This is a genomic window from Arthrobacter sp. M4 (genome assembly GCF_020251205.1).
Taxonomy (GTDB): Bacteria; Actinomycetota; Actinomycetes; order Actinomycetales; family Micrococcaceae; genus Arthrobacter.
In genome coordinates, this window is the sequence record NZ_JAIWYX010000008.1 from 248,490 (window position 1) to 274,044 (window position 25,555).

General features: G+C 62.4%; 24 protein-coding genes. 14 read left to right on the top strand and 10 right to left on the bottom strand.

What is annotated here, in order from left to right; translation table 11 throughout:
- Positions 1-58: 58 nt before the first annotated feature.
- The 4 genes from LD110_RS15855 to LD110_RS15870 all read right to left on the bottom strand — a co-directional run bounded on the left by LD110_RS15855 (position 59) and on the right by LD110_RS15870 (position 5,770).
- On the bottom strand, positions 59-1,675 hold the full coding sequence (locus LD110_RS15855; RefSeq protein WP_225499793.1) for an extracellular solute-binding protein: 1,617 nt from the start codon (positions 1,673-1,675) through the stop codon (positions 59-61).
- A gap of 69 nt (positions 1,676-1,744) precedes the next feature.
- A complete protein-coding gene (locus LD110_RS15860; RefSeq protein WP_225499860.1) occupies positions 1,745-2,596 on the bottom strand; it encodes a carbohydrate ABC transporter permease in 852 nt (283 codons plus the stop codon).
- A 122-nt stretch (positions 2,597-2,718) separates the two neighbouring features.
- On the bottom strand, positions 2,719-3,711 hold the full coding sequence (locus tag LD110_RS15865) for a sugar ABC transporter permease (RefSeq protein ID WP_225499794.1): 993 nt from the start codon (positions 3,709-3,711) through the stop codon (positions 2,719-2,721).
- Between the two features lie 10 nt (positions 3,712-3,721).
- A complete protein-coding gene (locus LD110_RS15870; RefSeq protein ID WP_225499795.1) occupies positions 3,722-5,770 on the bottom strand; it encodes a beta-galactosidase in 2,049 nt (682 codons plus the stop codon).
- Positions 5,771-6,182: 412 nt separating this feature from the next.
- Between LD110_RS15870 and LD110_RS15875 the strand changes: the two genes are divergently transcribed.
- Positions 6,183-7,586 carry a thioesterase domain-containing protein gene (locus LD110_RS15875; RefSeq protein ID WP_374200352.1) on the top strand — a complete coding sequence of 468 codons (1,404 nt, stop codon included), beginning with the start codon at positions 6,183-6,185 and terminating at the stop codon, positions 7,584-7,586.
- A 140-nt stretch (positions 7,587-7,726) separates the two neighbouring features.
- Here the strand turns inward: LD110_RS15875 and LD110_RS15880 are convergent, their stop codons facing one another.
- Both LD110_RS15880 and LD110_RS15885 read right to left on the bottom strand, forming a co-directional pair.
- A complete protein-coding gene (locus LD110_RS15880; protein WP_225499796.1) occupies positions 7,727-8,479 on the bottom strand; it encodes a tyrosine-protein phosphatase in 753 nt (250 codons plus the stop codon).
- Positions 8,480-8,489: 10 nt separating this feature from the next.
- On the bottom strand, positions 8,490-9,326 hold the full coding sequence (locus LD110_RS15885) for an HAD-IIA family hydrolase (protein ID WP_225499797.1): 837 nt from the start codon (positions 9,324-9,326) through the stop codon (positions 8,490-8,492).
- Between the two features lie 106 nt (positions 9,327-9,432).
- On the opposite strand from LD110_RS15885, the gene LD110_RS15890 reads away from it, so the two are divergent.
- From LD110_RS15890 to LD110_RS15905, 4 genes are all read left to right on the top strand, one after another.
- On the top strand, positions 9,433-10,158 hold the full coding sequence (locus tag LD110_RS15890; protein WP_225499798.1) for a TrmH family RNA methyltransferase: 726 nt from the start codon (positions 9,433-9,435) through the stop codon (positions 10,156-10,158).
- Between the two features lie 110 nt (positions 10,159-10,268).
- Positions 10,269-11,198 carry an endonuclease domain-containing protein gene (locus LD110_RS15895; RefSeq protein ID WP_225499799.1) on the top strand — a complete coding sequence of 310 codons (930 nt, stop codon included), beginning with the start codon at positions 10,269-10,271 and terminating at the stop codon, positions 11,196-11,198.
- A 305-nt stretch (positions 11,199-11,503) separates the two neighbouring features.
- A complete protein-coding gene (gene fbaA / locus LD110_RS15900) occupies positions 11,504-12,586 on the top strand; it encodes a class II fructose-bisphosphate aldolase (RefSeq protein ID WP_308012451.1) in 1,083 nt (360 codons plus the stop codon).
- Between the two features lie 6 nt (positions 12,587-12,592).
- Complete coding sequence (locus tag LD110_RS15905) at positions 12,593-13,012, top strand: DUF3151 domain-containing protein (RefSeq protein WP_225499801.1); 420 nt, start codon at positions 12,593-12,595, stop codon at positions 13,010-13,012.
- A 203-nt stretch (positions 13,013-13,215) separates the two neighbouring features.
- Here LD110_RS15905 and LD110_RS15910 read toward each other — a convergent pair whose 3' ends face one another.
- Positions 13,216-13,845 (bottom strand): uracil-DNA glycosylase, encoded by a 630-nt coding sequence (locus LD110_RS15910; protein ID WP_225499802.1) that lies wholly within the window; start codon positions 13,843-13,845, stop codon positions 13,216-13,218.
- A 349-nt stretch (positions 13,846-14,194) separates the two neighbouring features.
- On the bottom strand, positions 14,195-15,643 hold the full coding sequence (locus LD110_RS15915; RefSeq protein ID WP_225499803.1) for a cytosine permease: 1,449 nt from the start codon (positions 15,641-15,643) through the stop codon (positions 14,195-14,197).
- 353 nt (positions 15,644-15,996) lie between these two features.
- Between LD110_RS15915 and LD110_RS15920 the strand changes: the two genes are divergently transcribed.
- The 6 genes from LD110_RS15920 to LD110_RS15945 all read left to right on the top strand — a co-directional run bounded on the left by LD110_RS15920 (position 15,997) and on the right by LD110_RS15945 (position 21,236).
- Entirely contained in the window at positions 15,997-17,286 is a 1,290-nt protein-coding gene (locus LD110_RS15920; RefSeq protein WP_225499804.1) for an adenylosuccinate synthase, read from the top strand.
- Positions 17,287-17,782: 496 nt separating this feature from the next.
- The gene (locus LD110_RS15925) at positions 17,783-18,337 is read left to right on the top strand and encodes an RNA polymerase sigma factor (protein WP_225499805.1); all 555 of its coding nucleotides are present in this window, start codon (positions 17,783-17,785) and stop codon (positions 18,335-18,337) included.
- On the top strand, positions 18,334-19,266 hold the full coding sequence (locus tag LD110_RS15930) for a hypothetical protein (protein WP_225499806.1): 933 nt from the start codon (positions 18,334-18,336) through the stop codon (positions 19,264-19,266). The genes LD110_RS15925 and LD110_RS15930 overlap by 4 nt, the downstream gene beginning before the upstream one ends.
- A gap of 62 nt (positions 19,267-19,328) precedes the next feature.
- Positions 19,329-19,754 carry a CoA-binding protein gene (locus LD110_RS15935; RefSeq protein ID WP_225499807.1) on the top strand — a complete coding sequence of 142 codons (426 nt, stop codon included), beginning with the start codon at positions 19,329-19,331 and terminating at the stop codon, positions 19,752-19,754.
- A 159-nt stretch (positions 19,755-19,913) separates the two neighbouring features.
- A complete protein-coding gene (locus LD110_RS15940; protein ID WP_225499808.1) occupies positions 19,914-20,801 on the top strand; it encodes a polysaccharide deacetylase family protein in 888 nt (295 codons plus the stop codon).
- Between the two features lie 180 nt (positions 20,802-20,981).
- Positions 20,982-21,236 carry a hypothetical protein gene (locus LD110_RS15945; protein WP_225499809.1) on the top strand — a complete coding sequence of 85 codons (255 nt, stop codon included), beginning with the start codon at positions 20,982-20,984 and terminating at the stop codon, positions 21,234-21,236.
- A 20-nt stretch (positions 21,237-21,256) separates the two neighbouring features.
- Here the strand turns inward: LD110_RS15945 and LD110_RS15950 are convergent, their stop codons facing one another.
- Complete coding sequence (locus LD110_RS15950; protein ID WP_225499810.1) at positions 21,257-23,104, bottom strand: glycoside hydrolase family 15 protein; 1,848 nt, start codon at positions 23,102-23,104, stop codon at positions 21,257-21,259.
- A 91-nt stretch (positions 23,105-23,195) separates the two neighbouring features.
- On the opposite strand from LD110_RS15950, the gene LD110_RS15955 reads away from it, so the two are divergent.
- Both LD110_RS15955 and LD110_RS15960 read left to right on the top strand, forming a co-directional pair.
- Complete coding sequence (locus tag LD110_RS15955) at positions 23,196-23,603, top strand: MmcQ/YjbR family DNA-binding protein (protein WP_225499811.1); 408 nt, start codon at positions 23,196-23,198, stop codon at positions 23,601-23,603.
- A gap of 60 nt (positions 23,604-23,663) precedes the next feature.
- Positions 23,664-24,278 (top strand): hypothetical protein, encoded by a 615-nt coding sequence (locus tag LD110_RS15960; protein ID WP_225499812.1) that lies wholly within the window; start codon positions 23,664-23,666, stop codon positions 24,276-24,278.
- 24 nt (positions 24,279-24,302) lie between these two features.
- Here the strand turns inward: LD110_RS15960 and LD110_RS15965 are convergent, their stop codons facing one another.
- Complete coding sequence (locus tag LD110_RS15965) at positions 24,303-25,154, bottom strand: DUF1206 domain-containing protein (RefSeq protein WP_225499813.1); 852 nt, start codon at positions 25,152-25,154, stop codon at positions 24,303-24,305.
- Between the two features lie 70 nt (positions 25,155-25,224).
- Here LD110_RS15965 and LD110_RS15970 point away from each other — a divergent pair, with 70 nt between their 5' ends.
- The gene (locus tag LD110_RS15970; protein ID WP_225499814.1) at positions 25,225-25,518 is read left to right on the top strand and encodes a DUF503 domain-containing protein; all 294 of its coding nucleotides are present in this window, start codon (positions 25,225-25,227) and stop codon (positions 25,516-25,518) included.
- Positions 25,519-25,555 lie beyond the last annotated feature (37 nt).

Consider the following 25,555-nt stretch of genomic DNA (forward strand, 5'->3'; position numbering starts at 1 on the left):
GTGGATAGGCGGCCGGTCCGGGCGTCACATGACTCCGACGCCCGGACCGCATACTTGCTTACTTCTTGCCGGCGTAACTCTCGTAGGCCTTGTTGGCCAAGTCCACATACTTCTGCATGCCCTTGCCTTCGAGCTCTTTGAGGTACGCGTCGTACTCGCTGATGGGGCGCTGGCCGGTGATGAACTTGAGCGTGTTCTGGTTGACGTGGTCCTTGAGCGGAGTCAGCACCAGGGTTGCCTGTTCGCGGTCCGCATCGCTGTAGGGGATGGGCGGGGGAGTTTTGACCGGGGTCTTGGACTGCATGTCTTTCTGGAACCGGATTTCCTCCTCGCTCATGGTCGATTGGAGCAGTTCGGTGGTGCCGCCGTAGGCGAAGTTGCCCCCGGAGAAGCCATAGTCCACGCGCAGGTCCTTGGTTCCCTTGGGATTGAGTCCAAGGAAATTGATGTCGGAGGCGAGGGTCCGCTTGCCGTCGGCGCCCTTGTTGTACGTGGTGCCCTTCACTCCCCACTTGCTGAACTCCAGTCCGGCGTCGCTGTAGTAGAGCCAGTCGATGAACTGGATGAGGGCCACCAGGTTGTCATTCTTGGCCACTGAAGCGTTGAGCATGATGCCGTTTTCCAGCCGCGAGCCACCGATAACGTTTCCTTCCGGACCGCCGGGCACCGTGATCTTGGAAATCGCGAATTTGCCCTCGCCGAGGGACTGGTTCATGGACGTCCTGTAAGTCACGATGTTCTGCGAGTTGGTGCTGATGACAAAGGACTTGCCGGAAGCGAATTTCTGGATGGCCTGGTCGTCGGATTGGGTGAAGCTTTCCTTGTCCATGAGGCCTTCGTCCACAAGGGAGCGGAAGTACTCCAGGAAGGCCTTGAACTTAGCTCCGGAAGCACCGAATACGAACTTCTTGGCGGAGTCATCGAAGAGCAGACCATTAACGAGTCCCCAACCGGCCACGGTCCCGAATGCCGTTCCTGCGATGTTGAGGACACTCTTGCCGTTGAAACGGTCCGAGAACGGGGTAACGTCCGGGTAAGCCTGCTTGAGCTTGCTGAGGGCGTCCCGGAATTCGTCCCAGGTTTTTGGAAGCGCGATGGTGTGCTTTTGGAAAATGTCCGTGCGCACGGCCAGTGTGTAGTCCGGCCAAAGTTCCTCGTGCAATCCGGGCAGGACGTAATACTTTCCGTCCTGCTGCTTGAGGCCCTCGATCTCCGCCTCCAGCTTCCACTTCTTCACCTTGTCCTGGAAATGCGGCATGAGGTGAACGTAATCGCTGACCGGGAGGACGGCGCCGGAGGAAACATATGCGGATTCCTGCCCCGGATACGTCTTGGCGATGATTTCCGGAGCGTTGCCGGAGCTGATGAGGAGGCTTCGCTTCTGTTCGTAGTCGCTCATGGGGACGATCGTGGGGTTCAGCGTCACGTTGGTGTCAGAGGTGAGCTGCTTCCAGAACAGCCAGTCCTTCTTGTACGGGTAGGTGGGTTGGTCGCTGAACAGGAAAGTGAAGCTCAAGGGTGCGGTTGCCTTGAACGTGTCACCAAGGCCGAAGCTGTTCATGGCGCCCGTGCGTGCCTTGCTTGTATCAACGGCGCTCTCCTGCGAACAACCGGCCAAGGCGATGCCGAAGGCGGCCAGCGAAGCTAAACCGAGAAAATCTCGACGACGGATCATGGGTTTTCCTTTCGAAAGAGGCATTGTGGAGGTGCTTTTGGTGGAGTCCGGATCGACTCCATGGAGGGGCTATTCCTTGACCGAGCCGAGCATTACGCCCGAGAAGAAGTACTTCTGGACGAACGGGTAGATGCAGAGGATAGGAAGAACGGTGAGGACTATGGTGACCGACTGGATGTTGGCAGCAATTTGGTCGACGTTTTCGGCTGTGCCTCCAGCGGATCCGGCCGTGGTGACGCCGGCGATCATGTTCCGCAAATAGATGGTCACGGGGAATAGATCAGGCTTGTCCAGGTAGAGGAATGCAGAGAACCAGGAGTTCCAGTTGGCCACCGCGTAGAACAGCACCATGGTGGCAACGATGGCCTTGCTCAACGGCAGGACAATGCGGAAGAGGATGCCGTATTGCGTGAGTCCATCGATTGAGGCGGCTTCCTCCAATTCGCGCGGCATGTTCTCGAAAAACGACTTCATGATGAGCAGGTTGAAGACGCTAATGGCATTAGGCAGCACGATGGCCCATATGGTGTCCCGCATTCCCAAGGACGTAATGAGCACGTAGTTCGGGATGAGTCCGCCGTTGAAGAACATCGTGAACACGGCCAGCCCGATAAATAGGCCGCGCCCCTTGAGGTCCTTCTTTGCGATTGCATAGGCGAAGGACGTCGTGAGGACCATGGAAATCGCAGTGGCCACCACCGTGTACAGGACGGTGTTTCCGTAATTCCGCCAGAATGCTCCGTCCGCCAAAATCACCTTGTAGGTCTCAACATTGAAGCCCTTAGGATATAGGTTCACCTGGCCGGAATTGATGTAACCCTCACTGGAAAAGGACTGGGCAATGATGTTCAGGAACGGGTACAGCGTGATAAAGACGACTGCACACAAGAACAGGATGTTGAAGGCCCGGAAGGCTTTCATCAAAGTGGATTCCCGGAGCGCGGGAGCGGTCCTGAAAGCGGGGTCGTCCCTCAGCGTGCGCTTTGGCGTTGCGTCTGTTCGCTCTTTCCGAGGAAGCATTGTTTCCTTCACGATGGTCCCTTTCACCACAGGCTCGTTCCTGCGAGGCGGCGCGACAGCGCGTTGGCAGACAGAATGAGCGTCAGCCCAATCACTGACTCGAAAATGCCGATTGCGGCCGCGTAGCTGAAATTGCTGGATTCCAAGCCAACCCTGTACAGGTAGGTGGAAATGACATCCGAAGTGGCGTAATTCAGCGGGTTGTAAATCAGCAGGATCTTCTCGAAACCGACTGCCATGAACGTGCCGATATTCAGGATCAGGAGAGTGATAATGGTCGGTCGAATTGCTGGCAGCGTCACGTGCCAGGTCTGCTGCCAGCGGTTGGCGCCGTCCAGTTTGGCTGCTTCATAGAGCGACTCGTCCACACGGGTCAGGGCAGCCAGGTAGAGAATCGCGCCCCATCCCATGGTCTGCCACACCTCTGAACTGATGTACATCGGACGGAACCAGCCCGCGTCCTGCGTGAAATTCACGGTAGTGCCGAATAGGGCCTGTGAAATCTGGTTGATGGTGCCGTTGAGCGAGAAGATTTGGAGGATCATGCCCGCGATAATCACGATGGACATAAAGTGCGGAAGATACGCCGCAGTTTGCACGAATTTCTTGAGCCGCCGCGACCTCAGCTCATTCAGCAGCAATGCAAAAATGATCGGCATCGGGAACGTAAAGACCAGGGTCAACAGCCCCAGAATGATCGTATTCTGGAATGCCTGCCAAAAGCTGGGATCGTTGATGAAAAGCTGAAAATACTGGAAACCCACCCAGGTCTCGCCAAAGATATTCCCGCCCGGCCGGAACCTGCGGAAAGCGATGACGTTTCCAATCATCGGCAAGTACCGAAAGACCAGGAAATAGAGCAGGGGAAGAATGATTAGCGTGTAGAGTCGCCAGTCACGCTTGATGGCTGCTTTCCAACCAGTTTTTGGTGCCCTGCGCCCCTTGGTGCGCCTCCCAGCGGTGGCGGGTTCCGCCGTCGTCGTTTTGTCCGCGGCCGTTTCGAGCTGCAGGGTCATTTCCTCGCCCTCATTTCGGGTCTTCTTCAATAACGAGTACGCCGTACGGAGGAAGCTCCACACGGCCACCAACATGCTGGGCAGACAAGAGGTCCGTACCGCCGTCGGCCAGGTCCACTCCGGTAGGGGCGTCATTATGGTTGAGCACCAACAGATAGTCCCTGCCGCCCCCTGAGCGGCGCCGCGCTTGGATGCCGCGCGGGGCATCAATGACGGGTTCGACGTCGGCCTGCTGCCATTCCTCGCGCAGGATGCGATCCAGTGACCCCTCGTCAAGCCGGGCTGAGATGTAGACGGCACTGCCGTCGCCAAATCGGTTGCGGGTGACGGCTGGGAAGCCGGCAAGCCGGCCGCTGCCGTAGCTGGCAAGCACTTCGGCCTCCTCGGCGTGCAGGTGCTCCGTCCAATAGCCCGCGGAGCCGGTACCGCCGTCGGCGAAGGACAGCTTCACCTGCTCGGCGTCCCCCGCCAGTGGGTGCATTTCCTCGCTCCATGCACCGATGACAGTGCGAAGGGCACCCGGGTAGCCGCCTAGCCTAATTGTGTTGTTTTCGTCGACGATTCCGGAGAGATACGAAACTACTAGCCGTCCCCCGCCGGCAACGTAGTCCGTGAACCGCTGGGCGGCCTCGTCGCCCAAGAGGAACGAGGCTGGCAGGACCACCAGGTCGTAACTGGAAAGGTCGGTCTTGGTGTCCACAAAGTCCACCGGAACGTTGGCGTGGAAGAAGTGCTTGTAGTAGCGGAGGACTTCTGCGGGGTAGTTGAGGTCGGATCTAGGGGAGTTGCCCAACTCGAGCGCCCACCAGCAGTCCCAGTCAAAAACGACGGCGACGCTCGCCGTCGAGCGGGTGCCCACCAGTTGCGGGAGGTTCTTGAGCTCCTGGCCCAGCTGGGTGACTTCGCGAAAGATCCTGGTGTTGGTGCCGGCGTGGCTGATCATTGCCGAGTGGAAGCGCTCTGTGCCGCCTTTGGCCTGCCGCCACTGGAAGAAGAGGATCGCGTCGGAGCCCTGCGCGATGGCCTGGTACGAGCCGAGGCGCATTTTGCCAGGGAGCTTGGAGACGTTGACTGACCACTGGCTGACGGCTCCCGTGGCCTGCTCCATAACCATCCAGGGCTGGTTGCCGCGGAGGGAGCGCATGAGGTCGAAGTTCAGGGCAGCCGCGATATGTGCTTCGTCTTCGCGAGGGTCGGGGTAGATGTCCAGCGCGACGGCGTCTTCCTCAGCAGCCCAAGCCCAGTAGTCGTTGTTTTTGAAGAATCGCATGAAGTTGGTGACGATCGGCAAGTCCGGGGTGTGGCGGCGCAGGACGTCCCGTTCGGCCGTGAAATGCCGGAGCATGCTGTCCGAGGTGAAGCGGTGGAAGTCCAGGCGGCGGCTCGGATTGGACCAGGTCCGCGGTTGGGCAGGGACGTGTACTTGTTCCCAGTCGGAGTAGACCTGGCCCCACACATCCGTGCTCCACGCTGCGTTGAGCTCGTCGAGGGAGGCATACTTTTCCCGGACCCACTCGCGGAAGGCTTTGTCCGCCCACGGACCGTAGGAGACCGGCCCGTACTCATTGCCGACGTGCCACATACGGAGCGCGGGGTGTTCGGCATAGTGTTCGCCGAGCCTTTCCGTCAGGGCCAGGGCCTTGGCACGGTAAACAGGGTGGGAAACGTCGCAATGCTGGCGGGAGCCGAAACCGAAGGTGCTGCCGTCGGCGAGTTCCGGCAGGATGTCCGGGTGCTGCTGGATCAGCCACGCTGGGGGTACGGCGTCCGGGATTGCCAGGTCAACGCCGATTCCGTTTTCGTGAAGGATGCCCATCACGTCATCCAGCCACGCGAAGTCGTAGAGTCCCTCCGACGGCTCCATCCGGCTCCATGAGAAGACTCCCAGAGTTACGAGGTTGACCCCCGCTTCCTGCATAAGCCGAGCGTCCTCGAGCCAGGTTTCGCGGGGCCACTGTTCAGGGTTGTAGTCGCCGCCATAGGCGAATCCGCCCAGTTGCTGGTGCATGTGTTTAAGGCGTTCCTCGGCGGCACGTCGGTGCTGCTTATCGATGGTCATCGTCGTCCTTCGCTCGGTCGCGTCCGGGCCTCGCATCTAGTCGGGCCTCAGCCTTGCGACGCGGATCACATTGCAAAGAAAGTATCGTAAAGTTTACGCAAGATCAATAGCTATTTCCGCCTTGAAATCGCTTTTCGGAAAGGGCTTACCTCCTTGCAATACGGGAAGTCGTCGCGCGTTCCAGCAGCGCCTGTAGGCTAACTGGGAAAGGTAATCGCTGAGTTAGCAATCTCGCTTTACTAAAATTTTCCGAAAGTATAATCGTCTCGATCGCGATTCGCCTTGCTCGTGCTTTGAGCTGCCAAAGCCGTGCTTGCAGGCTTGGATGTGCTTTCGGCCATGCGGACGCATGGTTTGCGGGTCCAATCCCCGGGGCCTGCACGCAGCCCGGCGTTGGTTCTAAGCTGGCTGAGTGGAGCATGATGGCAGGGGGCATGAGCCAACCGCTCCGGACGTACTGGACGTCCCGGAAGGACAGCGGGTCGGTGGCGCATTGCAGGAGCCGGACGCGCCGTCCCGCGAGCCTGATGAAAGGCCACCAAGTGAGCTGCCGACAGGTCAGCAGCCGCAGCGTGAGCGGCTGCGCGGCAAACGGCCGCGCGGCAAGCAGCCGAAGGGCGCGCAGCCCCCGCAGGCGCAGCAGCCCCCGGACGCGCAGCCCCCGGACGCGCAGCCCCCGGACACGCAGCCCCCGAACAAGCAGCCGATGGGCGCGCAGCCGACGGGCGCGCAGCCGATGGGCGCGCAGCCGACGGGCGCGCAGGCCCCGGACACGCAGCAGCCCATCCAGCTGGAACTGCTGGATCCAGCCCAGCCGGGGTTCAACTCCCGGCTATTGCGCTACGCTTCGGAGCTCAAATCATTCTCCCGGCGTACATTCCTGATTGGTGCGGGGGCCTCGTCGGCGCTAGCTGCGGACATGATTTTCACCCGCCACGTGCAGTCCGAACGCAGAAGCACCAAGATCCTGGCAGTCGGGGACGACTTCGCGGATGCCTACTATCCGGACTCGAGCTGGATCCTTTTCCCTGGTTACAAAACCAGCTGGGAGGAAGCCCAGTGGATCCTGAATTCGCTTCGGGGCGCACTCAACCAGCGCGGCCAGCTGGCCGCCGTCGGGTATTCCAACCTAGGCCTTGACATCGATGAGGTGACGGCCGCCGTCGTACTTCACATCCGCGAGAAAAAGCTCAAGCGATTGTTCTTCTACGGCCACAGTTTCGGTGGAATGGTGGCCATCCAGGTGACCGCACGCCTCAGGGAACTCCACGGCGTGGAAGTGGAGCTCATTGTGCTGGATTCCTCTCCATTCAGCCGCGGGGACGTCTTGGACCAAAGCTGGTTCGAAGGCGTGGTTTTCCTTTATGAGAGCGGATTCCGAATCCCCACTGTCTTGCGTGGCGGTTACGAGTTCGGCGAACGGGTGGTCCACAAGAATGAACGGACCTGGCGACAGGTGTGGGACCAAACGCTGGAGCAGTTGTCGCCGATCGCGCCCTCCAGTGAGTTGGTGCAGTCAGAATCGGCGTACATCTACCACTTCATTGCGGAACGGTTTGTGGGCCAACTGGGTCAGGCACGAATGGCCTATATCGGCAATCCCCGCGATGACACCGTCAATTATGAAACAGCGCGGGAAAGCTGGACCCGGACTTTCAAGGACAACATGGTCTCTTCCGATTTGCGGACCGAAGGCGCTCGGCCGCCGCATGCCAGCCCGCAATGGAACCCGTTCGTCTATAAACCGATCGTGACCTCGTTGCAGGACGAATTCTTCGCGCTGCCGGTGGGCGGCCAGCGGGCCCTCGTTTACTGACCGGGGAAGCTGTCCGCCCAGCATACTTTGAAAATAATCCCTGTCGTGTGAAGCGTGGAAAGAGGGGTTAGCCCCGGGCTGGAGCATCCTTGGTAGCTCCGCGGAATAGGGAGCCAGGGGCATCCGAGCCCTAATGGATGTTAGGCACCTGTCCCGGCTGACCGCAGTGCGTCCACCTCAACGCCGCTCAGCCCGCCGTCGCGCAGGTAACCCGCAGCGTCGCCGAATTCCCGGGAAAAACTGTCCAGGAAATACTCGATGGCGCGGTTGGGGCTCTGCAGGAGCATCAAGTCCGGACTGAAGGCTTCAGCCGTCAAGGATGGCAGGGCCTGCCGCCAAGCGGCAGCCATAAGCTCGAGCATTTCCGGCAGCTCCGCCGTCGTGGCTGTGTAATCCGCCACTATGGCGGCGCGGCCGGCACCCGCTGTTAGAAGTCCGACGGCGGCAATCACACCAGTGCGGTCCTTGCCGAGGGAGCAGTGAACAAGGGTTCGACGCCCATGGGCTACGGGTCGAAGGGACGAAGCCACCCAATCCGGGCGAGCCCTGGCCCAGCCCAAATACAGCTCCCCCAGCTCCTCCGCCGTGTGCAGGCTAAGGCTTGAGGTGGCGGTGAGGGGATCCAAGGGGTTCTCGATCAGCTCAAACCCATGATCGAGGCCACCCGGGAGTGCCGGATCGACTGGAAGTTCCAGCTGACCCGGCTGTTCCGATCCCGAGCCGGGCAGGTGCCAAGGGATCAGTGCGCGCTCGTACTCAACCCGCAGGTCCACCACCGACTGGATGTTATTCGTGCGCAGGAATTCGGACGTGGCCCACGAATCCATGTCGAAGGGCTGGCTGCCCCTTAAAAGCAGGCCGCCGAGGAGGGGCCGCAGGTTGAGCACGGCCACGGTTTGGCTCCTAGATCTGGTTCTTCAGGTCCGCCACGGAGTTGAGGACCTGGTTGGGACGGAACGGGAACGAGGTAATTTCCTCGCGCTGGGTGATGCCACTGAGCACCAGAACCGTGTGCAGCCCGGCCTCCATGCCCGCGATGATGTCAGTGTCCATGCGGTCACCGATCATGGCGGTGGTTTCCGAGTGTGCGTCGATCCGATTCATGGCAGAGCGGAACATCATGGGGTTGGGTTTGCCCACGATGTAGGGTTCGCGCCCAGTTGCCTTGGAGATCATCGCGGCGATGGCGCCGGTTGCGGGAAGGGGTCCATCCTTGGAGGGGCCTGTGGCGTCCGGGTTGGTAGCGATAAACCGGGCGCCCGCCAGGATCAGCCGAACCGCCGTCGTAATTGCCTCAAAGGAATACGTGCGGGTTTCGCCGAGAACCACGAAATCCGGGTTCTGGTCCGTCAGGATGAAACCCGCCTCGTGCAACGCGGTGGTCAGGCCTGCCTCGCCGATGGTGTAGGCGCGGTTGCCCGCATCCGGTCCGCCGGCCGCCACCTGGTCCTTGAGGAACTGGGCCGTGGCAAGAGCGGAGGTCCAGATGTTCTCTTCCGGGATCTCGAGTCCAGAGGAGCGCAATCGGGCGGCGAGGTCGCGCGGAGTGAAGATGGAGTTGTTGGTCAGGACAAGGAAGCGCTTGGATGTGTCCACCCACCGCTGGATCAACTCGGCGGCGCCCGGAATGGCTTGGTTTTCGTGGACGAGCACGCCGTCCATGTCGGTCAGCCAGCATTCGATCTCGTGGCCGTTGCGGTACACGGCGGTGGACTCGGGGGCTTCCATTGTTTTCGCCATTCTCTACCTCCGGTGTTTGGGCTGGTTCTGCTCCCAAGTCTTTCATCTTTCGGTGTCCCTAAACACACGGCGCCTTTGGGTTACGCGACCGGGCTAGGGTTGAGGGGTGAATGACGACGCCGCCCCTTCAGAAGCCCACACCCCGGCAGGGGCCGACGGCGGTACCACCGCTGGCGAGCAGCCCGCCCAGGCGGAGGTCGGCGTCGGGCCTTGGACGGGGGAGTGGCCGGAGGGCGACCATTGGGACCCGGACCTTCTGGCGGACGGCGATCGCCGCAATGTGGTGGACAAGTACCGTTACTGGAAGCACGAGGCGATCGTCGCGGACCTGGACGCCCACCGGCATGACTTCCATATCGCCATCGAAAACTGGCAGCACGACCTGAACATCGGCACGGTGGTGCGCACCGCAAACGCGTTCCTGGCCAAAGAAGTGCACATCATCGGCCGACGTCGGTGGAACCGTCGTGGGGCCATGGTCACCGACCGATACCAGCACGTCAGGCACCACCCCACCGTGGAGGACTTCGTGGCTTGGGCTCAGGGGGAGGGGCTGGCGATTATCGGCATCGACATCTTCCCTGATTCTGTGCCGCTGGAAACTTATGATTTGCCGCGAAACTGTGTCTTGGTATTTGGCCAGGAGGGTCCCGGACTGACGCCGGAGGTGCACCAGGCCGCTGTGGCTACGTTGTCCATAGAACAGTACGGCTCCACCCGCTCAATGAACGCCGCCTCCGCCGCCGCGATCGCCATGCACGCCTGGATTCGCCGCCACAACTTCCGCCAAGTCCCCCTTCCCACCGCTCCCCCCGCGCGAGATGGCATTTAATACCGATGTTTCGGACCAACATTGCTATCAAATGCCAAGTCGATGGGGTCTTCACGGCCGGTCCTGTGGATAACTGATCACGAGGTGGGGTAGGCCCTAAAGAATGGAGGATGCGTAGGGCACCGCTTCCTCCCAACCTCACAACCGGATCCTTTTCAGTCAGGTCGTCCGACAAAGCCGGTGTCACCCGTGGCAGGACGCAGGCCAAGGACCTCATCACCGTGTCACGGGGGATCAGGGTCCCCGTCCATTCACAAGTGGTTGGTTCGGCGGCTTTACGGGCATACACCGACTTGGACGATTCTTCGATTCTCACGCATGGCTCGGCTGCCCGGATTTGGGACGGACCTCTACCAGCCAGCATTGCAGGGGACTGGCGCATCCACCTGGCTCGACGCCCTGGCTTCAGTTTTCCACGTCGCGTCAACGTGGTGGGCCATCTGCTGTCCTTCCTCCCTAACGAAGTAGTGGAGTACGACGGCGTCCGCCTCACCTCGCCTGCGCGGACGTGGCTGGACATGGCAGCGGCACTTACTGTTCCGGAATTGGTTGCTTTGGGCGACTCCTTCGTCTGCCACCACGGCCCAGAGTTCCCCCGTCCCAGGGAGGCCCTGTGCACCACGGAGGAACTGAAGCGGATAGTCACCGCTCATCCCGGCATGCGTGGAGTCCGAACTGCCAGGGGAGCCTTGGAATTGATCCGGGTTGGTGCGGATTCGCCACCTGAGACGCAGGTGCGTTTGGCTCTTGTGGACGCCGGCCTGCCTGAGCCAGTCCTCAATGTGGTGGTCCGCGGATTCGACAACCGACCGGTTCTGTGGCCGGATGCGGCCTATCCCGAGTTACGCATCGCCCTGCAATACGATGGCGCGCACCACGGAGATACACACCAGTATGTTCGCGACATCGCCCGCCAGGACACCGCATCCGCTCATGGCTGGATGGAGGTACGAGTTTCCCGCGACGATCTGGAAGGTGAGCGTCCCGCCGTCGTTCGCAAAGTACGCAACGCCCTCCGCAGCCGCGGCTGGCGCCCTTAACGGCCTCGCATCCCCACGCGCTCCGCGTCCCCGCGACTTGGCATTTAATGCCAATGTTCGTGCGAAACATTGGCATTAAATGCCAACTCGCGCGGGCGCGGGGCAGGGTGGGGGCAGGGCGCGGGGCAGGGTGGGGGCAAGGCAGGGGGCAGGGCGGGGGTGCGGGGGTGGGGGTGCGGGCGCGGGGCAGGGCGGGGGCAGGGCGCGGGGGAGGGGGCGCAAGCGGGCTGCGCCGGACAAGTGTTACCAACAGGTGACCCGAAACTCTCCGTTCAGCCATCAATGGCTAGGATGGAGGCTAGCCGATTAGGTCTACTCCGGGGCGTCACCCTGCCCCAAAGACGAAACTCAGCAGAGGAGTCAGCATGCCCATTGCAACCCCAGAGATCTACTCCGAGATGATCGACCGCGCGAAGTCGGGCGGCTTTGCATTTCCGGCCGTGAATGTCACGTCTTCGCAGACCTTGAACGCGGCTATCCGGGGCTTCGCGGAGGCCGAGTCGGACGGCATTATCCAGGTTTCCACCGGCGGTGCGGCCTACTGGTCCGGTGCCTCGGTAAAGGACATGGTTGCCGGTTCGCTGGGCTTCGCGGCCTTCGCCCGCGAGGTCGCCAAGAACTACAACGTCAACATCGCCCTGCACACGGACCACTGCCCCAAGGACAAGCTGGACGGCTTTGTCCTGCCGCTGCTGGCTGCCTCCGAGGAAGCGGTGAAGGCAGGCAAGGACCCGATCTTCCAGTCCCACATGTGGGACGGCTCGCACGAAACCCTTTCCGAGAACCTGAAAATCGGCCGTGAACTGCTGGAGCGCGCCGCCGCCGCCAGGATCATCCTGGAAGTTGAGATCGGTACCGTGGGCGGTGAGGAAGACGGTGTGGAGAACGAGATCAACGAGAAGCTGTACACCACCACCGAAGACGCCCTGGCCACCATCGAGGCGCTCGGCGCCGGTGAGAACGGCCGCTACCTGACCGCGCTGACCTTCGGCAACGTCCACGGCGTGTACAAGCCGGGCAACGTCAAGCTCCGCCCCGAACTGCTCAAGCAGATCCAGGCCGAGGTCGGCGCCAAGATCGGCAAGGACAACCCGTTCGACCTGGTCTTCCACGGCGGTTCGGGCTCTTCCGCGCAGGAAATCGCCGACGCGGTGTCCTTCGGTGTGATCAAGATGAACATCGACACTGACACCCAGTACGCCTTCACCCGCCCGGTGGCCGGGCACATGCTGAGCAACTACGACGGCGTGCTGAAGGTCGACGGCGGCCTGGGCAACAAGAAGGCCTACGACCCGCGCGTCTGGGGTGCTTCCGCTGAAGCCGGCATGGCAGCCCGCGTCGTGGAAGCCGCCCAGCAGCTCGGCTCCGTCGGCAAGACCCTCAAGTAGCAGCCAATGTCGGACGAGTTCCGCAAAAACCTGCTGGGCCCCGAGCCGACGCTCCTTCCCGCTGAGCCCGAGGTGTACCAGCACCTCGCGCTCGGCAAGGAGCCGATCGAGCTGGTAGCGAGCCACCCGACGTCGTCCCTGCTCTGGGCCATCTTGGCCGAGGACGCATGGAAGGAGGGACGGACCATCGAGTCCTACGCCTTCGCACGCGTCGGGTACCACCGCGGACTGGACTCCCTCCGCCGCAATGGTTGGCGCGGCGCGGGTCCCATCCCGTGGGAGCACGAGCCCAACCAGGGATTCCTGCGCGCGCTCTACGCCCTTGGCAGGGCTGCTGCCGCAATCAACGAGGCTGACGAGCCGGAGCGGATTGAGAAGTTCCTCAACGACTCAGACCCCACCGCTAAGGCGGCCATCGAGGCCTAGCAATTTCAGAACCAACGACGACGGCGCCCCTCACCTCGCAAGGTGAGGGGCGCCGTCGTTGTTCTTTTCGGTGGTTGCGTAAGACCCCCAGTTCGCCGCAAACTCGCGAGAAGGCGGGAAGTTCTCAAGGCCACTGGAAAACTTCGCGCTACTTCGAGAGGTTTCGGCTTCCGTGCACGTTTCCGGCGAACTCGGCTATCGGGTCAGCGGCGCTGCAGTCCGGTCCGGGCCATTGCCTCCGCGTAGGCGGCGTGAATGGCGTCGAGGTATTCCTGCTGGCGCTCGGGTGTTCCGGCGAAGGAGCGGCCGCCAAGCGAGCGCACCTTGAAAGTCTTGAATCCGCGGCGGTGGACGCTCTGCGGTGCTGCCTTCATGAGCTGGTCGGCGAGGCGGTGGGCTTCGTTGCCGTGAGCCACAAGGGCCGAGGCCCTGGTAGCGATGGCCAGGAGGCGGAGGAGGGGCTTGAGGCCGTCGGCAACGTGTGCGGGCGTGAGTTTGGTCAACGGCTCGCCGGGCTCGATCCACGGGTACACGTTCCACGGGATGATGTACTCCGGTCGCAGGCCCAGCTGCCACTGCATGCCGAGCATACGCGTGGAAGCTTCCTGGTCGCCGGCAGTGACAAACCCGGTTTCAGCGTGGGTACGCGTGTTGGAGAAGAGGCTGATGATCCTGCACTCATCGGTGCTGTGGGCGGGGTCTACATACAGGACCTCGCTGCCCGGCTTCGATTCCTTGAGGGAATCGCACAGTTCGTTGACCTCGGCGATGTTGGGGTCAAAACGGCGGTTCCAAAGTTGTTCGCGGAATGTGTCGGTCGCCAGGTCTTGCATTGGGTGTTGCGTCTCCTACGGATTGCTGCTGGGCACGACGCCGGAGCGGGCGCGCGCAAAGAGCGTCCGGTTGGGGCGGGGTGCTGAGTGGGGGCTGGTTAACCTTACCGGCTCGCGGGACCTGCTGCGAGCGGCGGCGTGTTGTGACCGACGCGCCCCGGGAGCTGCCGTCAGGCTGCAGACGGGCGTGCCGCCGTCGAACTTTGGGGGGTCACGTTCGACGGCGGTGACCCGGGCGGCGGTGACCCGGGCGGCAGGTGCCGCGGAACTTAGAGGTCGATGCCGGCGTCGGGCATAAAGCGGCCAGCGCTGGCAGGTGCCGCGCTGGCCGTTACCCCCCCAGAGTCGATCAGCTCAAGGCGGCTGGCGTCTCCACGCGTGCAGAAGTTGCAGTGACGGGGTAGATCGTTTCTGCGGGCGCCCGGTTGGTGGCCTTGGCCCACGGATAGTAGACCGCCAGCGTGACCGCGATACCGACGATCCAGGAGATGTCCGCCCCGCCCAGCAAATGCGTCACCGGGCCTGTGTAAAGGGCCTGCGCCAGGAAGGGGATCTGCGCCACGACGCCGATGCCATAAGACACCAGGGCGGCCACGTTCCAGCGGCCATATCGCCCGGCTGGGTTGTACAGGGCCGGGATGTCCAGGCGGTCGCGGGAGATCTTGTAGTAATCGATGAGGTTGATGATGGACCACGGTGTGAACACCATCAGCAGGAGCAGAACGAAGTTCTTGAACAGGTTCAGGAAATCCTTGCTGGCAAAGAGGGCCACCAGGACGCTGGCCGTGATGACGGCAACGATGAACACGATGCGAACGGTGCGGGACACTGAGTCTCGCTTGTTGACCGCGGTGCTGATGGTCACGGAGCACATAAAGGCGCCGTAGGCGTTCAGGCAGTTGACCGTGAGCTTGCCTGTGACGATGACAAGGTAGATGAAGATGGCGATCAGGCCGCCGCCGGCCAGGTCACCCATGTAGCCCACTTGGTTTTTGAGGAAGTCGCCACCAAGGTGTGCCGCGGACAGGCCGCCGGCCAGGGCACCTAGCGTCATGGCCCACTGGGCGCCTCCCACCGAGCCGGCGAAGGTGTACCAGAAGGTCTTTCGTTCGCTGGTGTTCTGCGGCAAGTAACGGGAGTAGTCCGCCACGTACGGGCCGAAAGTCAACTGCCAGCCTGCACCGAGGGCGATGGCGGTGAGGAACGTGGGCCACTCGAATCCCTTGAGGAAGAGCACCTGAGTGACGTCGAACCTGGTGAACACGGCCACGGTCAGGTAGAGGAAGCCTGCCAGGCCCAGGACCGTGGCAATCCGGCCAAGGGCGTGGATGTACTTGTAGCCGAGGATAGCCAGCAGTGCCGTGGCGGCACCGAAGATCAGGATCCCCACGGCCGGCACGTTCACGCCGAGCATGAGGTTGATCGCTTGCCCTGACAGCACAGTTCCCGTTGACGCGAAGCCGATGTACATCAGGATCACCAGGACCAGCGGGATGACGGCGCCATACACGCCAAACTGGGCACGGCTGGAGATCATCTGCGGGAGGCCCAGCCGGGGACCTTGGGCTGAGTGGAGTGCCATGACCACTCCACCCAGGACGTTGCCCACGAGCAATCCAACGATGGCCCAGAAAGCATCGGCACCGAAGACCACGGCAAGCGCGCCGTCAACGATCGCGGTGATTTGGGCGTTGGCGCCGAACCAGAGGGTGAACTGTCCCCGGGGATGGCCGTGGCGCTCCCCGGGCGGGATCATCTCGATGGATCGGGCCTCGACGGCGGTGCTTCCTGCTGCCATGAATTGCTCCTAAAGCTGAACGGGTATGTTCCATGTCACAGCATGGGGATCCCGCCAACAATGCTTCTGGTTGCTACGGTGTCCCGAATACCAGACTCTCCGCAGCCCACGGCGGTGTGTCCTAGGAAGACGGTGCTCGTCGTGTTAAACCGCGGGACCGGGAGCCGATCCGCTAAACTTGGCAGGTAAGAGCCCCGGAACTCTTGCATAGTGCTGCGACGGGAACAAAGGCATTGCCGCCCGATTCCAGCCGGCCAGGCGCCGCCAGGCCACCACAGTTGTGAGATTCGGGGCGTTCTCATGTACGGCGCCCAGCCACTCCGGCCTGGCCCGAAAGAATGGGGGAGGATCCCATGCCAGCAATCGTGATCGTCGGAGCCCAATGGGGCGACGAGGGCAAAGGTAAAGCAACCGACCTGCTCGGTGGCCGCGTTGACTACGTGGTCAAGCCCAACGGCGGCAACAACGCCGGGCACACCGTAGTGGTGGGTGGCGAGAAGTACGAGCTCAAGCTCCTTCCCGCTGGCATTCTGAGCCCCAACGCGATTCCGATTATTGGCAACGGCTGCGTGGTGAACCTCGAGGCCCTCTTCCAGGAGATCGATGGCCTGGAAGCCCGTGGTGCTGACACATCCCGGCTGCGTGTTTCCGCCAACGCCCACCTTGTTGCGCCGTACCACCAGGTGTTGGACAAGGTTACCGAGCGCTTCCTCGGCAAGCGCGCCATTGGCACCACCGGCCGCGGCATTGGACCGGCGTACATGGACAAGGTGGCCCGTTTGGGTGTCCGCGTCCAGGACGTCTTCGACGAGTCCATCCTCCGCCAGAAGGTGGAAGGCTCGCTCCGGCAGAAGAACGAGCTGCTGGTCAAGGTGTACAACCGTCGCAGTGTGGTGGTGGAGGAAATCGTCCAGTATTTCCTCTCCTTCGCCGAGCGTCTGCGCCCGCTGGTCATCGACAGCACACTGGTTTTGAACAACGCGCTTGACGAGGGCAAGGTCGTCCTGATGGAAGGCGGCCAGGCGACGTTCCTGGACGTAGACCACGGCACGTACCCGTTCGTCACCTCCTCGAACCCCACGGCGGGCGGCGCCTCCGTTGGATCCGGCATCGGCCCAACCCGCATCTCCCGTGCGATCGGCATCATCAAGGCCTACACCACGCGTGTTGGCGCAGGCCCGTTCCCCACGGAGCTGTTCGATGATATGGGCGAGTACCTCCAGAAGACGGGCGGCGAGTTCGGCGTCAACACCGGCCGTCCGCGCCGCTGCGGCTGGTTCGACTCCGTGCTGGCCCGCCACGCTTCCCGCGTCAATGGCTTCACGGACTACTTCCTGACCAAGCTGGACGTGCTGACCGGTATCGAGCAGATCCCGGTCTGCGTGGCCTACGACGTTGATGGCGTGCGCCACGACGAGATGCCCATGACGCAGACTGAGTTCCACCACGCAGTGCCGATCTTCGAATACTTCGACGGCTGGACAGAGGACATCACCGGCGCCAAGTCCCTGGCGGACCTGCCGCAGAACGCCCGCAACTACGTCCTTGCGCTGGAAAAGCTCTCCGGCACACGATTCTCCGCAATTGGCGTCGGCCCGGACCGCGATCAGACCATCGTCCTGCACGACCTGATCGAGGACTGACACTTCAGGATTACGACGACGGCGGCGGGTCACCCTGGTGGGTGGCCCGCCGCAGTCGCTATTCAGCCAGCAGATAACGCGGGTCCGGGGCTCCTGAACCCGCCTGATCTGCTGGATCATCGCCCGGGTTTCCTGAAACTTGAGCCCGTGGGCGGACGGGCAGGAAGCACGTTCGTGTACCCCCCATGCCACGCTCAAACAAGCTTCGAAAAAAGTCCCAAAAAACTTTTGAATCTCGCGTAACCCTTTTGGGTGCCCTGTCGATTACCCCTATGTAAGCGCCGGGCTGGAATTTGTCCCCCATCATGTTCCAGCCCGGCTCTTCGCCTTCTGCAGCCGGTTCAGCAGCCCAACATGCTCCCAGCGGCAGTCCTCCGGCTTTTGCCAGTCAGGTCGAGAGGCTACCCTAGGTAACGTTGCCTGCCGCCTTTCTGGGGGTGGACGCTGATCGCAGTGGAGCCTTGTGGATCCCGACCCGACTGAAAGCCTTCCGTTCGTGACTGACGTACTGACTGACGAAGTTCTCAAGGCCTTGGCCGGCCGGGAAGCAGAGTTGTTCAGTGCTGTCTACCAGGAATTCGCTGGTCAGGTATTGGGTTACTTGACCGCCAAGGGCGTGGCCGATCCGGAGGCCGTCACGCAGGAGGTGTTCATATCTGTGCTTCCCAAAGTGGGGACCATTTCTGGAGGAGTTTCAGGCCTTCGGACCTTTGTTTTCTCCGTAGCCCATGCTCGGATGGTGGACGATCACCGTCGGCAAAGCAGGGCCCCGGAACATCACGAGTTTGAACCCGAGCGGGACACCCGAGAGAGCGGATCGGCGGAGGCGGAAGCCATGGACCGCCTGGCGCCCCGGGAAGTCCTTGCCCTACTAGATGTCCTTGGTGAGGACCAGCGCGAAGTGCTGGCCCTGAGGATTGTGGCTGGCCTGACTGTTGAGCAGGCTGCCGATGTCATGGGGAAGAGCGCAGGCGCAGTCAAGCAATTGCAGCGTCGTGCGCTCATTACGCTTCGGGAACACTCGGTTGTAAAGGAATATGTGGCGCCATGACATGCACAGATCGCGTGCGCGACGAGGTCATCGACGAGATGATGGCTGACGCCGGCGTCTGGCATGCCCCTGACGTCAAAGCGACGCTGGGCGTACTAGCCGCGCTCGCCACTTTGAAGGCCCCGCAGCCGGGCACGGAACTTGCCGCTGTGCTGTCCGGCGGACAGGCTGCGGATACGACGGCGGTCTTTCCCCTGGCCACTCTGGTCACGCCGGTGCAGGAAGCGGATACGACGGCGGTCCTTCCGGTTGCGTCGGCCCACATCCTTGAGCTGGGCTCCGGCCCAGAGCATGCGGATTCACTGCCGCCCCTGCGGAGGCGGACCGACGAGCTGGCAGAGCGCCGTCGGAAGCGCCGGAACCGTTCCATTGTCATTAGTGTTGCCGTTGCGGCCACCATGGGCATGGGTGTTAGCGGCGTTGCTGCCGCCACTGGCGGGTTCCCACAGGGGAGCCAGTTTGTCCAGCGGCTGATTCAGCAGTGGGCCCCGGGATGGGCGCCTGTTTCCCCGGGCAACCAGCAGCTTCCGGCTCCCGATTCGCCCACTGTGACCTCGGTGCCCTCCACGGGAACGGGCGTAACTTCTCAGACCCAGACTCCCCAGAATAGCCAAGGGACGTCGTCGAGCGGTTCGGAAAACGCCGCAAGGCCCGGCCAGGCTCCAAGCAATCCTCCGGCGCCCGCCAGCGGCGGCAAGGCCACATCGGGCGACAACTCGCAGGGCACTCAGGACGGCAACTCGCAGGGCAGCAAGTTGCAGGACGGCACGGACAAAGCGGTCAAGTCTTCAGGCGCCACGGGCCAGGCTTCAGCGCCGGCCAGCGCAACGTCAGGGTCGCAAAGTCCTTCGCCGTTGGTGTTGGTCGGCGTTGCCGCTTCCACGGTTAGCAAGGTACTCCCGTCGTTGCTGGGCCTGGCGCCGCGCTGAACCACTCCCGCTCAAAGACGCCGGGAACGGGGTTTCCCAGCTTGCCGGAGTAGGCTGGGGTTATGGATGAAGCCAACGATCCTGCCGTTGTTGAGAAGCTCATGCGAACCAAAGGCACCTGGGCCATTGTGGGCCTGAGCACCAACCAGTGGCGCTCTGCTTACGACGTTGCACTCTATGTGCGGGATCGGATGGGGATGGAGATCATCCCGGTCAACCTCCGGGGCGAGGACGTCCACGGCGAAAAGGGCTACAAGACCTTGGCGGACATCCCCGCGGGGAAGCATCCGATCGATGTGGTGGACTGCTTCGTCAATTCGCAAAGGGTGGGAGCGGTCATCGACCAAGCCATCGCAATAGGCGCCAAAGCTGTGTGGCTTCAGTTGGGTGTACATGACGAGGCCGCCGAACAGCGCGCCCGCGAGGCCGGAATGGACGTTGTGACCGATAGTTGCCCTGCGCGTGAAGGATGGCGTTACGGGCTATAAGTCAGCCGGTAAGAGGACCATAACGCCCCATGCACCGAAATGTTACGGTATGACTTGCATTCAGAGTGGCGTTGCAGTGGCGAATACCATGGCCTGCTAACCTGCAGTTGACCCACTCGCTCCAGATTTCCCATCTGCCCAGATCTTAAAGGGATCACCATGTGCTGCGATGACCAGTCGCACTCCCAGCCCGTTCCGGGCCGCCGCGCTGCACTCGGTTTCCTCGCCGCTTCCCTGGTCACGGGACTCGGAGCCTGCGCGGTGCCGATTACACAAACGGCGCAAAGCACGCCGGTGCCAAACAGCCCCACTCGGGGGCCGCTGGAGGCGGAGCCCCTCACCATCGGTGACGCCCCGTCGTCGGGCGCTGCGTCCCCATCGATTTCCGCGACGCCGTCAGCCGCTAAGAAGCGGATCCGCCGTTCGTTCATTCCGGACTACAGCCTGCCGCCGATCCAAGGCGGACTGGCACCGGTGATCACCAAGATTCCCACCGCGCACCCGGTTGTTTTCCTCACCATCGACGACGGAGTGGTGAAAAACCCTGAGATGGTGCAGTTGATGGCCCAGTACGACTATCCGGCGACGCTGTTCCTGACCAGCAGCACGGTCCGGGACAATCCTGGTTTCTTTACGGCTTTCAAGGCCCAGGGGAGCCTTGTGGAAAACCACACGGTGAGCCACAACGTCAAGATGGCAACGCAATGGAGCTACCAGCAGCAACTGGCCGACATCCAGGGAATGCAGCAGTTCGCCCAGCAGCAGTACGGCCGGACGCCCGTACTCTTCCGGCCGCCCGGAGGCGCGTATTCCAACGCCATGCGCAAGGCAGTCGCCGACGCTGGGCTGAAGGCGATCGTCACGTGGGAAGCCAAAGCGAACTCAGGCCGGATGGACTATCAGTACGGGAACTCGCTCCGCCCCGGGGACATTGTGTTGATGCACTTCCGCCAGGAATTCGCCGCGGACCTCGCAGCGTTCCGCCAGGCGCAGCTGGCCGCCGGACTTGAAGTGGTCCTCCTGGAAAACTTCCTGGGCGTGGCTTGATTTAGCGCCCGACGTCGGCGGGTCGCCATGACTCGCCGAGCTCGGCTATGTATTTGCTCACGTCGACTGCGCCTTTCCCGTGTCCGCGGGTTCGGCGGGCGCATAATGATTCTGGCCGGTGTGGGAACCGGTATGGGGTGCGCAGGAGGACGTGCGGTGCAGACAGTGTTTGCCACAGTAATGACGGTTGTAACTAGCGAGTATTTTCCGGCAGCGGCGGTGCTTTTTAGCGTGGTTCTGATGTGGATCATCGGGCTTTTGGGAGGGCTGTCGTTGCTGAGTGGCGGTATGCCGCCGCTAGCGACTTTGTCCTGGCTGTTGTTTATCTACGCCTTTGTGGTCCTGTCTCCGATCGCGGGCCTGATCGCCGCAGTCGACCTTGTCCGCCGGTGGTGGCGGAACCGCCGTCGGAAGCTGGGGCAGGCCGGGGCCTGACCAGGGGCGTCTCCTTCACGTCAGCTGGCAGCTGGTTGGCTGGTTGATGCCTCGCGTGCGGAAGGCTCTTCCGCCGGGCTGGGGATCGGTGTGTCGCTGTCGTGGGTCTTGCCATGGTGCAACTGCAGCGCGCAGTGGATAAGCGGAAAGTGGCTGAACGCCTGGGGCGTATTGCCCAGTTGCCGGTGGTTGACCGGGTCCCATTGCTCGCTCAGTAGTCCGACGTCGTTCCGCAGCGTCAGTAGCCTCTCGAACAGTTCCTCGGCCTCGGACCGGCGATGGAGTCCCAAGAGTGCGTCCACAAGCCAGAAGGAACACGCTAGGAAAACTCCCTCCTGGCCAGGGAGGCCGTCGTCCGTGGATTCGGGATGGTAGCGGAGGACAAAACCGTCCTCGGTGAGCCGCTCGCGGATGGCGTCCACAGTTCCTGCGACGCGGGGGTGGTCATGCGGCAGGAAACCGACACGGGGAATCAGCAGCAGGCTGGCGTCGAGGGCCGTGCTGCCGTACGACTGCACAAAAGTGTTGGCCTCTTCATTGAACCCATTCCGCATGACATCCTGGTGGATCTCGCGGCGCAGCGCCGCCCAACGATCCGCCGGGCCCGGAAGGCCGGAGTGCCGCACCCCCTTGACCATACGGTCAGCCGCCACCCAAGCCATGACCTTGGAGTGTGTGAAGTGCCTTCGCGGCCCGCGGACCTCCCACAATCCATTGTCCGGTTTGTTCCACGCACCTTCGAGGTACTCCATAAGCGCCACTTGAAGGTCCCACGATTCGTCGTAAGTGTCCGGCAGAGCGGCGGCGCGGGTCAAGGAGAGGCCGTCCAGCACTTCGCCCCATACATCAAGCTGGAGCTGCGAGGCAGCCGCGTTCCCGATCCGCACCGGCTTGGACCCTTCAAAGCCGGACAGCCAAGGCAATTCCATTTCCGGAAGTCGCCGAGTGCCGTCCAGCCCGTACATGATTTGAAGGTCCGCCGGGTCTCCCGCGATGGCCCGCAAGAGCCACTCCCGCCAGGCAGAGGCCTCTTCCGTGTAGCCGGCGGCAAGCAATGATTGGAGGGTGAGCGTGGCATCACGGAGCCAGCAGTAGCGGTAGTCCCAGTTGCGCTGGCCGCCTAATTGTTCGGGTAGGGACGTGGTGGCTGCTGCCACGATCCCGCCTGTCGGGGCATAGGTCAGCGCCTTCAGCGTCACCAGGGAGCGATCCACGGCTTCCCGGTAGTGGCCATTCATCCTGCATTGCGACAGCCAGGTGCGCCAAAACGCCTCCGTGGTTCGCAGCGCCTTGTTCGCGTCGATGAAACCCGGGGCCGGGTCGTGGCTCGGTGCCCACCGCAGTACAAAAGCGACACGTTCACCGGCGTTCACGTTGAACTCGCTGATGGTACGCATGTCCCGACCCTCAACAGGCGCAGTGGTGGTGAGGTAGGCAGCGTCCGGACCGGCCACCGCGCTGATGCCACCTGGAGTTTTCCGCACCCACGGCACAATGCTGCCGTAGTCGAAGCGAAGCACCAGTTCCCCGTACATCGGGACCGTGCCCCTGACTCCTTCAACGATTCGAACCAGGTCCACCACTTCGTCCCGGACGGGCATGAAATCAATGACCCTGACCGTTCCGTCCGGCGTGTCCCATTCCGTCTCCAACACCAGCGTGTCCGGCACGTACCGCCGGCGAGTACATACCGATGCGCCTGCGGGGGCAAGGAGCCAGCGGCCGGCGGCGGGAGAATCCAGCAGCCCGGCGAAGCAGGCAGGGGAGTCGAAACGCGGCAGGCACAGCCAGTCGATGGACCCATTACGGGATATCAGGGCAGCGGTGTGCAGGTCGCCGATGATGGCGTAATCCTCGATATTAGCCATGTACCAGAGCCTAGACCTCGGTTCTGCGCGGACCTAGACCTCTGCGCGTGCACCGCCTGTAGCAACGGGCCTGCGGCGCTAGGCTCTGTTTATGGACGTCGATACCCTGCGCCGTATCTGCCTGAGCTTTCCGGGATCCTTCGAGGATTTTCCGTTCGGCCCGGAGACCTCGGTCTTCAAAGTGCGGGCTGCCGTCTCTGGTGGCGCCCGGCACGAGGCTAAAATGTTCGCCCTCTCCGCCATGGATCCGGCGGCCCTGGGTGTCAGCCTCAAGTGCGAGCCGGCGTTGGCAGTCCAGCTACGTTCCGCGCATGCCGAGATTACGGGCGCCTGGCACTTGAACAAAACGCATTGGAACGGCGTCCGCCTGGATGGAAACCTCCCGGACGACATGGTGCGCGACATGATCGAGGACTCCTACGACCTGGTAGTCGCCTCGCTCAGCCGGAAACAGCAGGCACAACTTGGCTGGGCGCGGATCGCGAGGGACGCAAAGTAGCCTAGTGCCAGGCCGACCATACCGATCAACTGACCGTACCGACCGATCAGGAGCTTGCGGATGCTTGAGCAGAACACCCTGGACCGACTTTGGGACTTGAACGACCCCGCCGCTTCCGAGGCGCGCTTCCGCGTGGAGCTCGACGGCGGGACTTACGACGACGATGAACGCGCCGAACTGCGCACCCAGCTTGGAAGAGCAATAGGGATGCAAGGGCGGTATGAGGAAGCCGACGCCCTGCTGGACTCGGTGGATGCCACCGACGATCCGACTATCGCCGTGCGCGTATTACTGGAACGCGGGCGGCTGTTGAACAACAGCGGGCACGCGGCCATGGCGGTTCCGCTGCTGGAGCAGGCCGCGGAACTCGGCGACCACTTGGGCGAGGAGTTCCTGGCGGTGGATGCCCTGCACATGCTTGCCCTCGCTGATCACGAGCACGCGGTGTCATGGACGCGCAGCGCCCTGGAATACGCTTCCACGGCTCACGACATGAGTGTGCGCCGATGGATGGCCGTGCTCCACGGCAACCTGGGCCGCATTCTGTTTCGGGACGGGCATACGCACCGGGCCTTGGTGGAGTTCCAGTTGGCGGAGCAGTGGGCCGAGAGGGAAGGGACGCCGGCGGAGCAGGCCGCAGCCCGCGAGGCGATCGAGGAGTTCCTGCAGCACTAACTGTTGAAGGACGCGGAAGATTGCCTAGAGCCGCTGATAACGCGCCCGGAACAGTGAGAACACGCCGTACGCGATCAAGCCCAGCCCAACCCCGGCCAGCACCCAAACACCAAACGGCTGATCCATGAATGCCTTGAGCGCCGCGTCCAGTCCGCCTTGCTGGGAGGGGTCATGCTGGAAAGTGGCAACAATGACCAAGAGGCCCACAGCTGCCAAGGCAACTCCTTTGGCACAGTATCCAAAAACCCCGAGTACCGTGAAGGCATCCCCTGGAAGGCCGGAGGGCTTGCCGCGAAGGGCTTTCTGGTATCTGAGGGTGACTCCGAGGAACACGTATGCTCCTCCCGCAATGATCAGTGCTGCGCCGATTGCCGCCAGCAGGACAGTTCCGGCCGGGTTGGACATCAGCTGAGCACTGAATGCCCGCGACTTTTCGCTGGTGTTTGTTGGGTGTCCAAGGGCGAAGCTGCCGAACGTGCTAGCGGCAGCGGCGAAGACGAGGGCCTGCCCGGCAGCCTTGAGGCGTTTCTTGAGCCGTTCCGATTTGCCGAGGTGCCTGCCGCCCACGAGTGCCTCACTTGCCATGTAGAGCGCGAGCACTGCGCAGGCGACGAGGCAGCACCAGACTAGGACAGAGCCGGCGGGTGTTTTCGCCAACTGTCCTACCGCGCCGCTTTGGTCGGCCTGCCCGGGCTTTCCCAATGCAACGCCCAGGGCTATAGCTCCTATGAGCAGGTGGATCAGGCCCGTGGCGACGAACCCCGAACGGGCCAACGTGCGCACAGTCTTTGATTCCTGGGCATCCTCTACTGCATCCTCGGCGGTATCGGCTGCTCGCGATGCAGCACCTTTGCCCGACACCTGATCATGGCCCATACTAAGCCTCCTTATCTTCTACCCATCTTCCCACCTGCGAGCTGACCGGCTAAGCACCCATAATTGGCGCATGTGGATCGGGTGGATTGAATTCGACATTCTCCTGGGCGATGTACACAGCCTCAAGGAAAAACGCGCCTTTGTTCGGCCGCTTGTCGCCGAGTTGAAGCGCCGGTTCGAGGTATCGGCCGCCGAAGTGGGGGACCACGGGCAATACCGCCGCGTTCGACTTGGCGCGGGTCTCGTGGCAGCTGACCGGAGGCATCTCGTGGAGGTGCTTGACGCCGTCGAACGCTTTGTTGCGGCGCGCCCCGAACTGGAGCTGCTCAGCGCCCGGCGCCGGGACCTCCACAGCGAAGACTGAATTGCCCCCAGCACCCTGGTTAAACGAATGCTCCGTA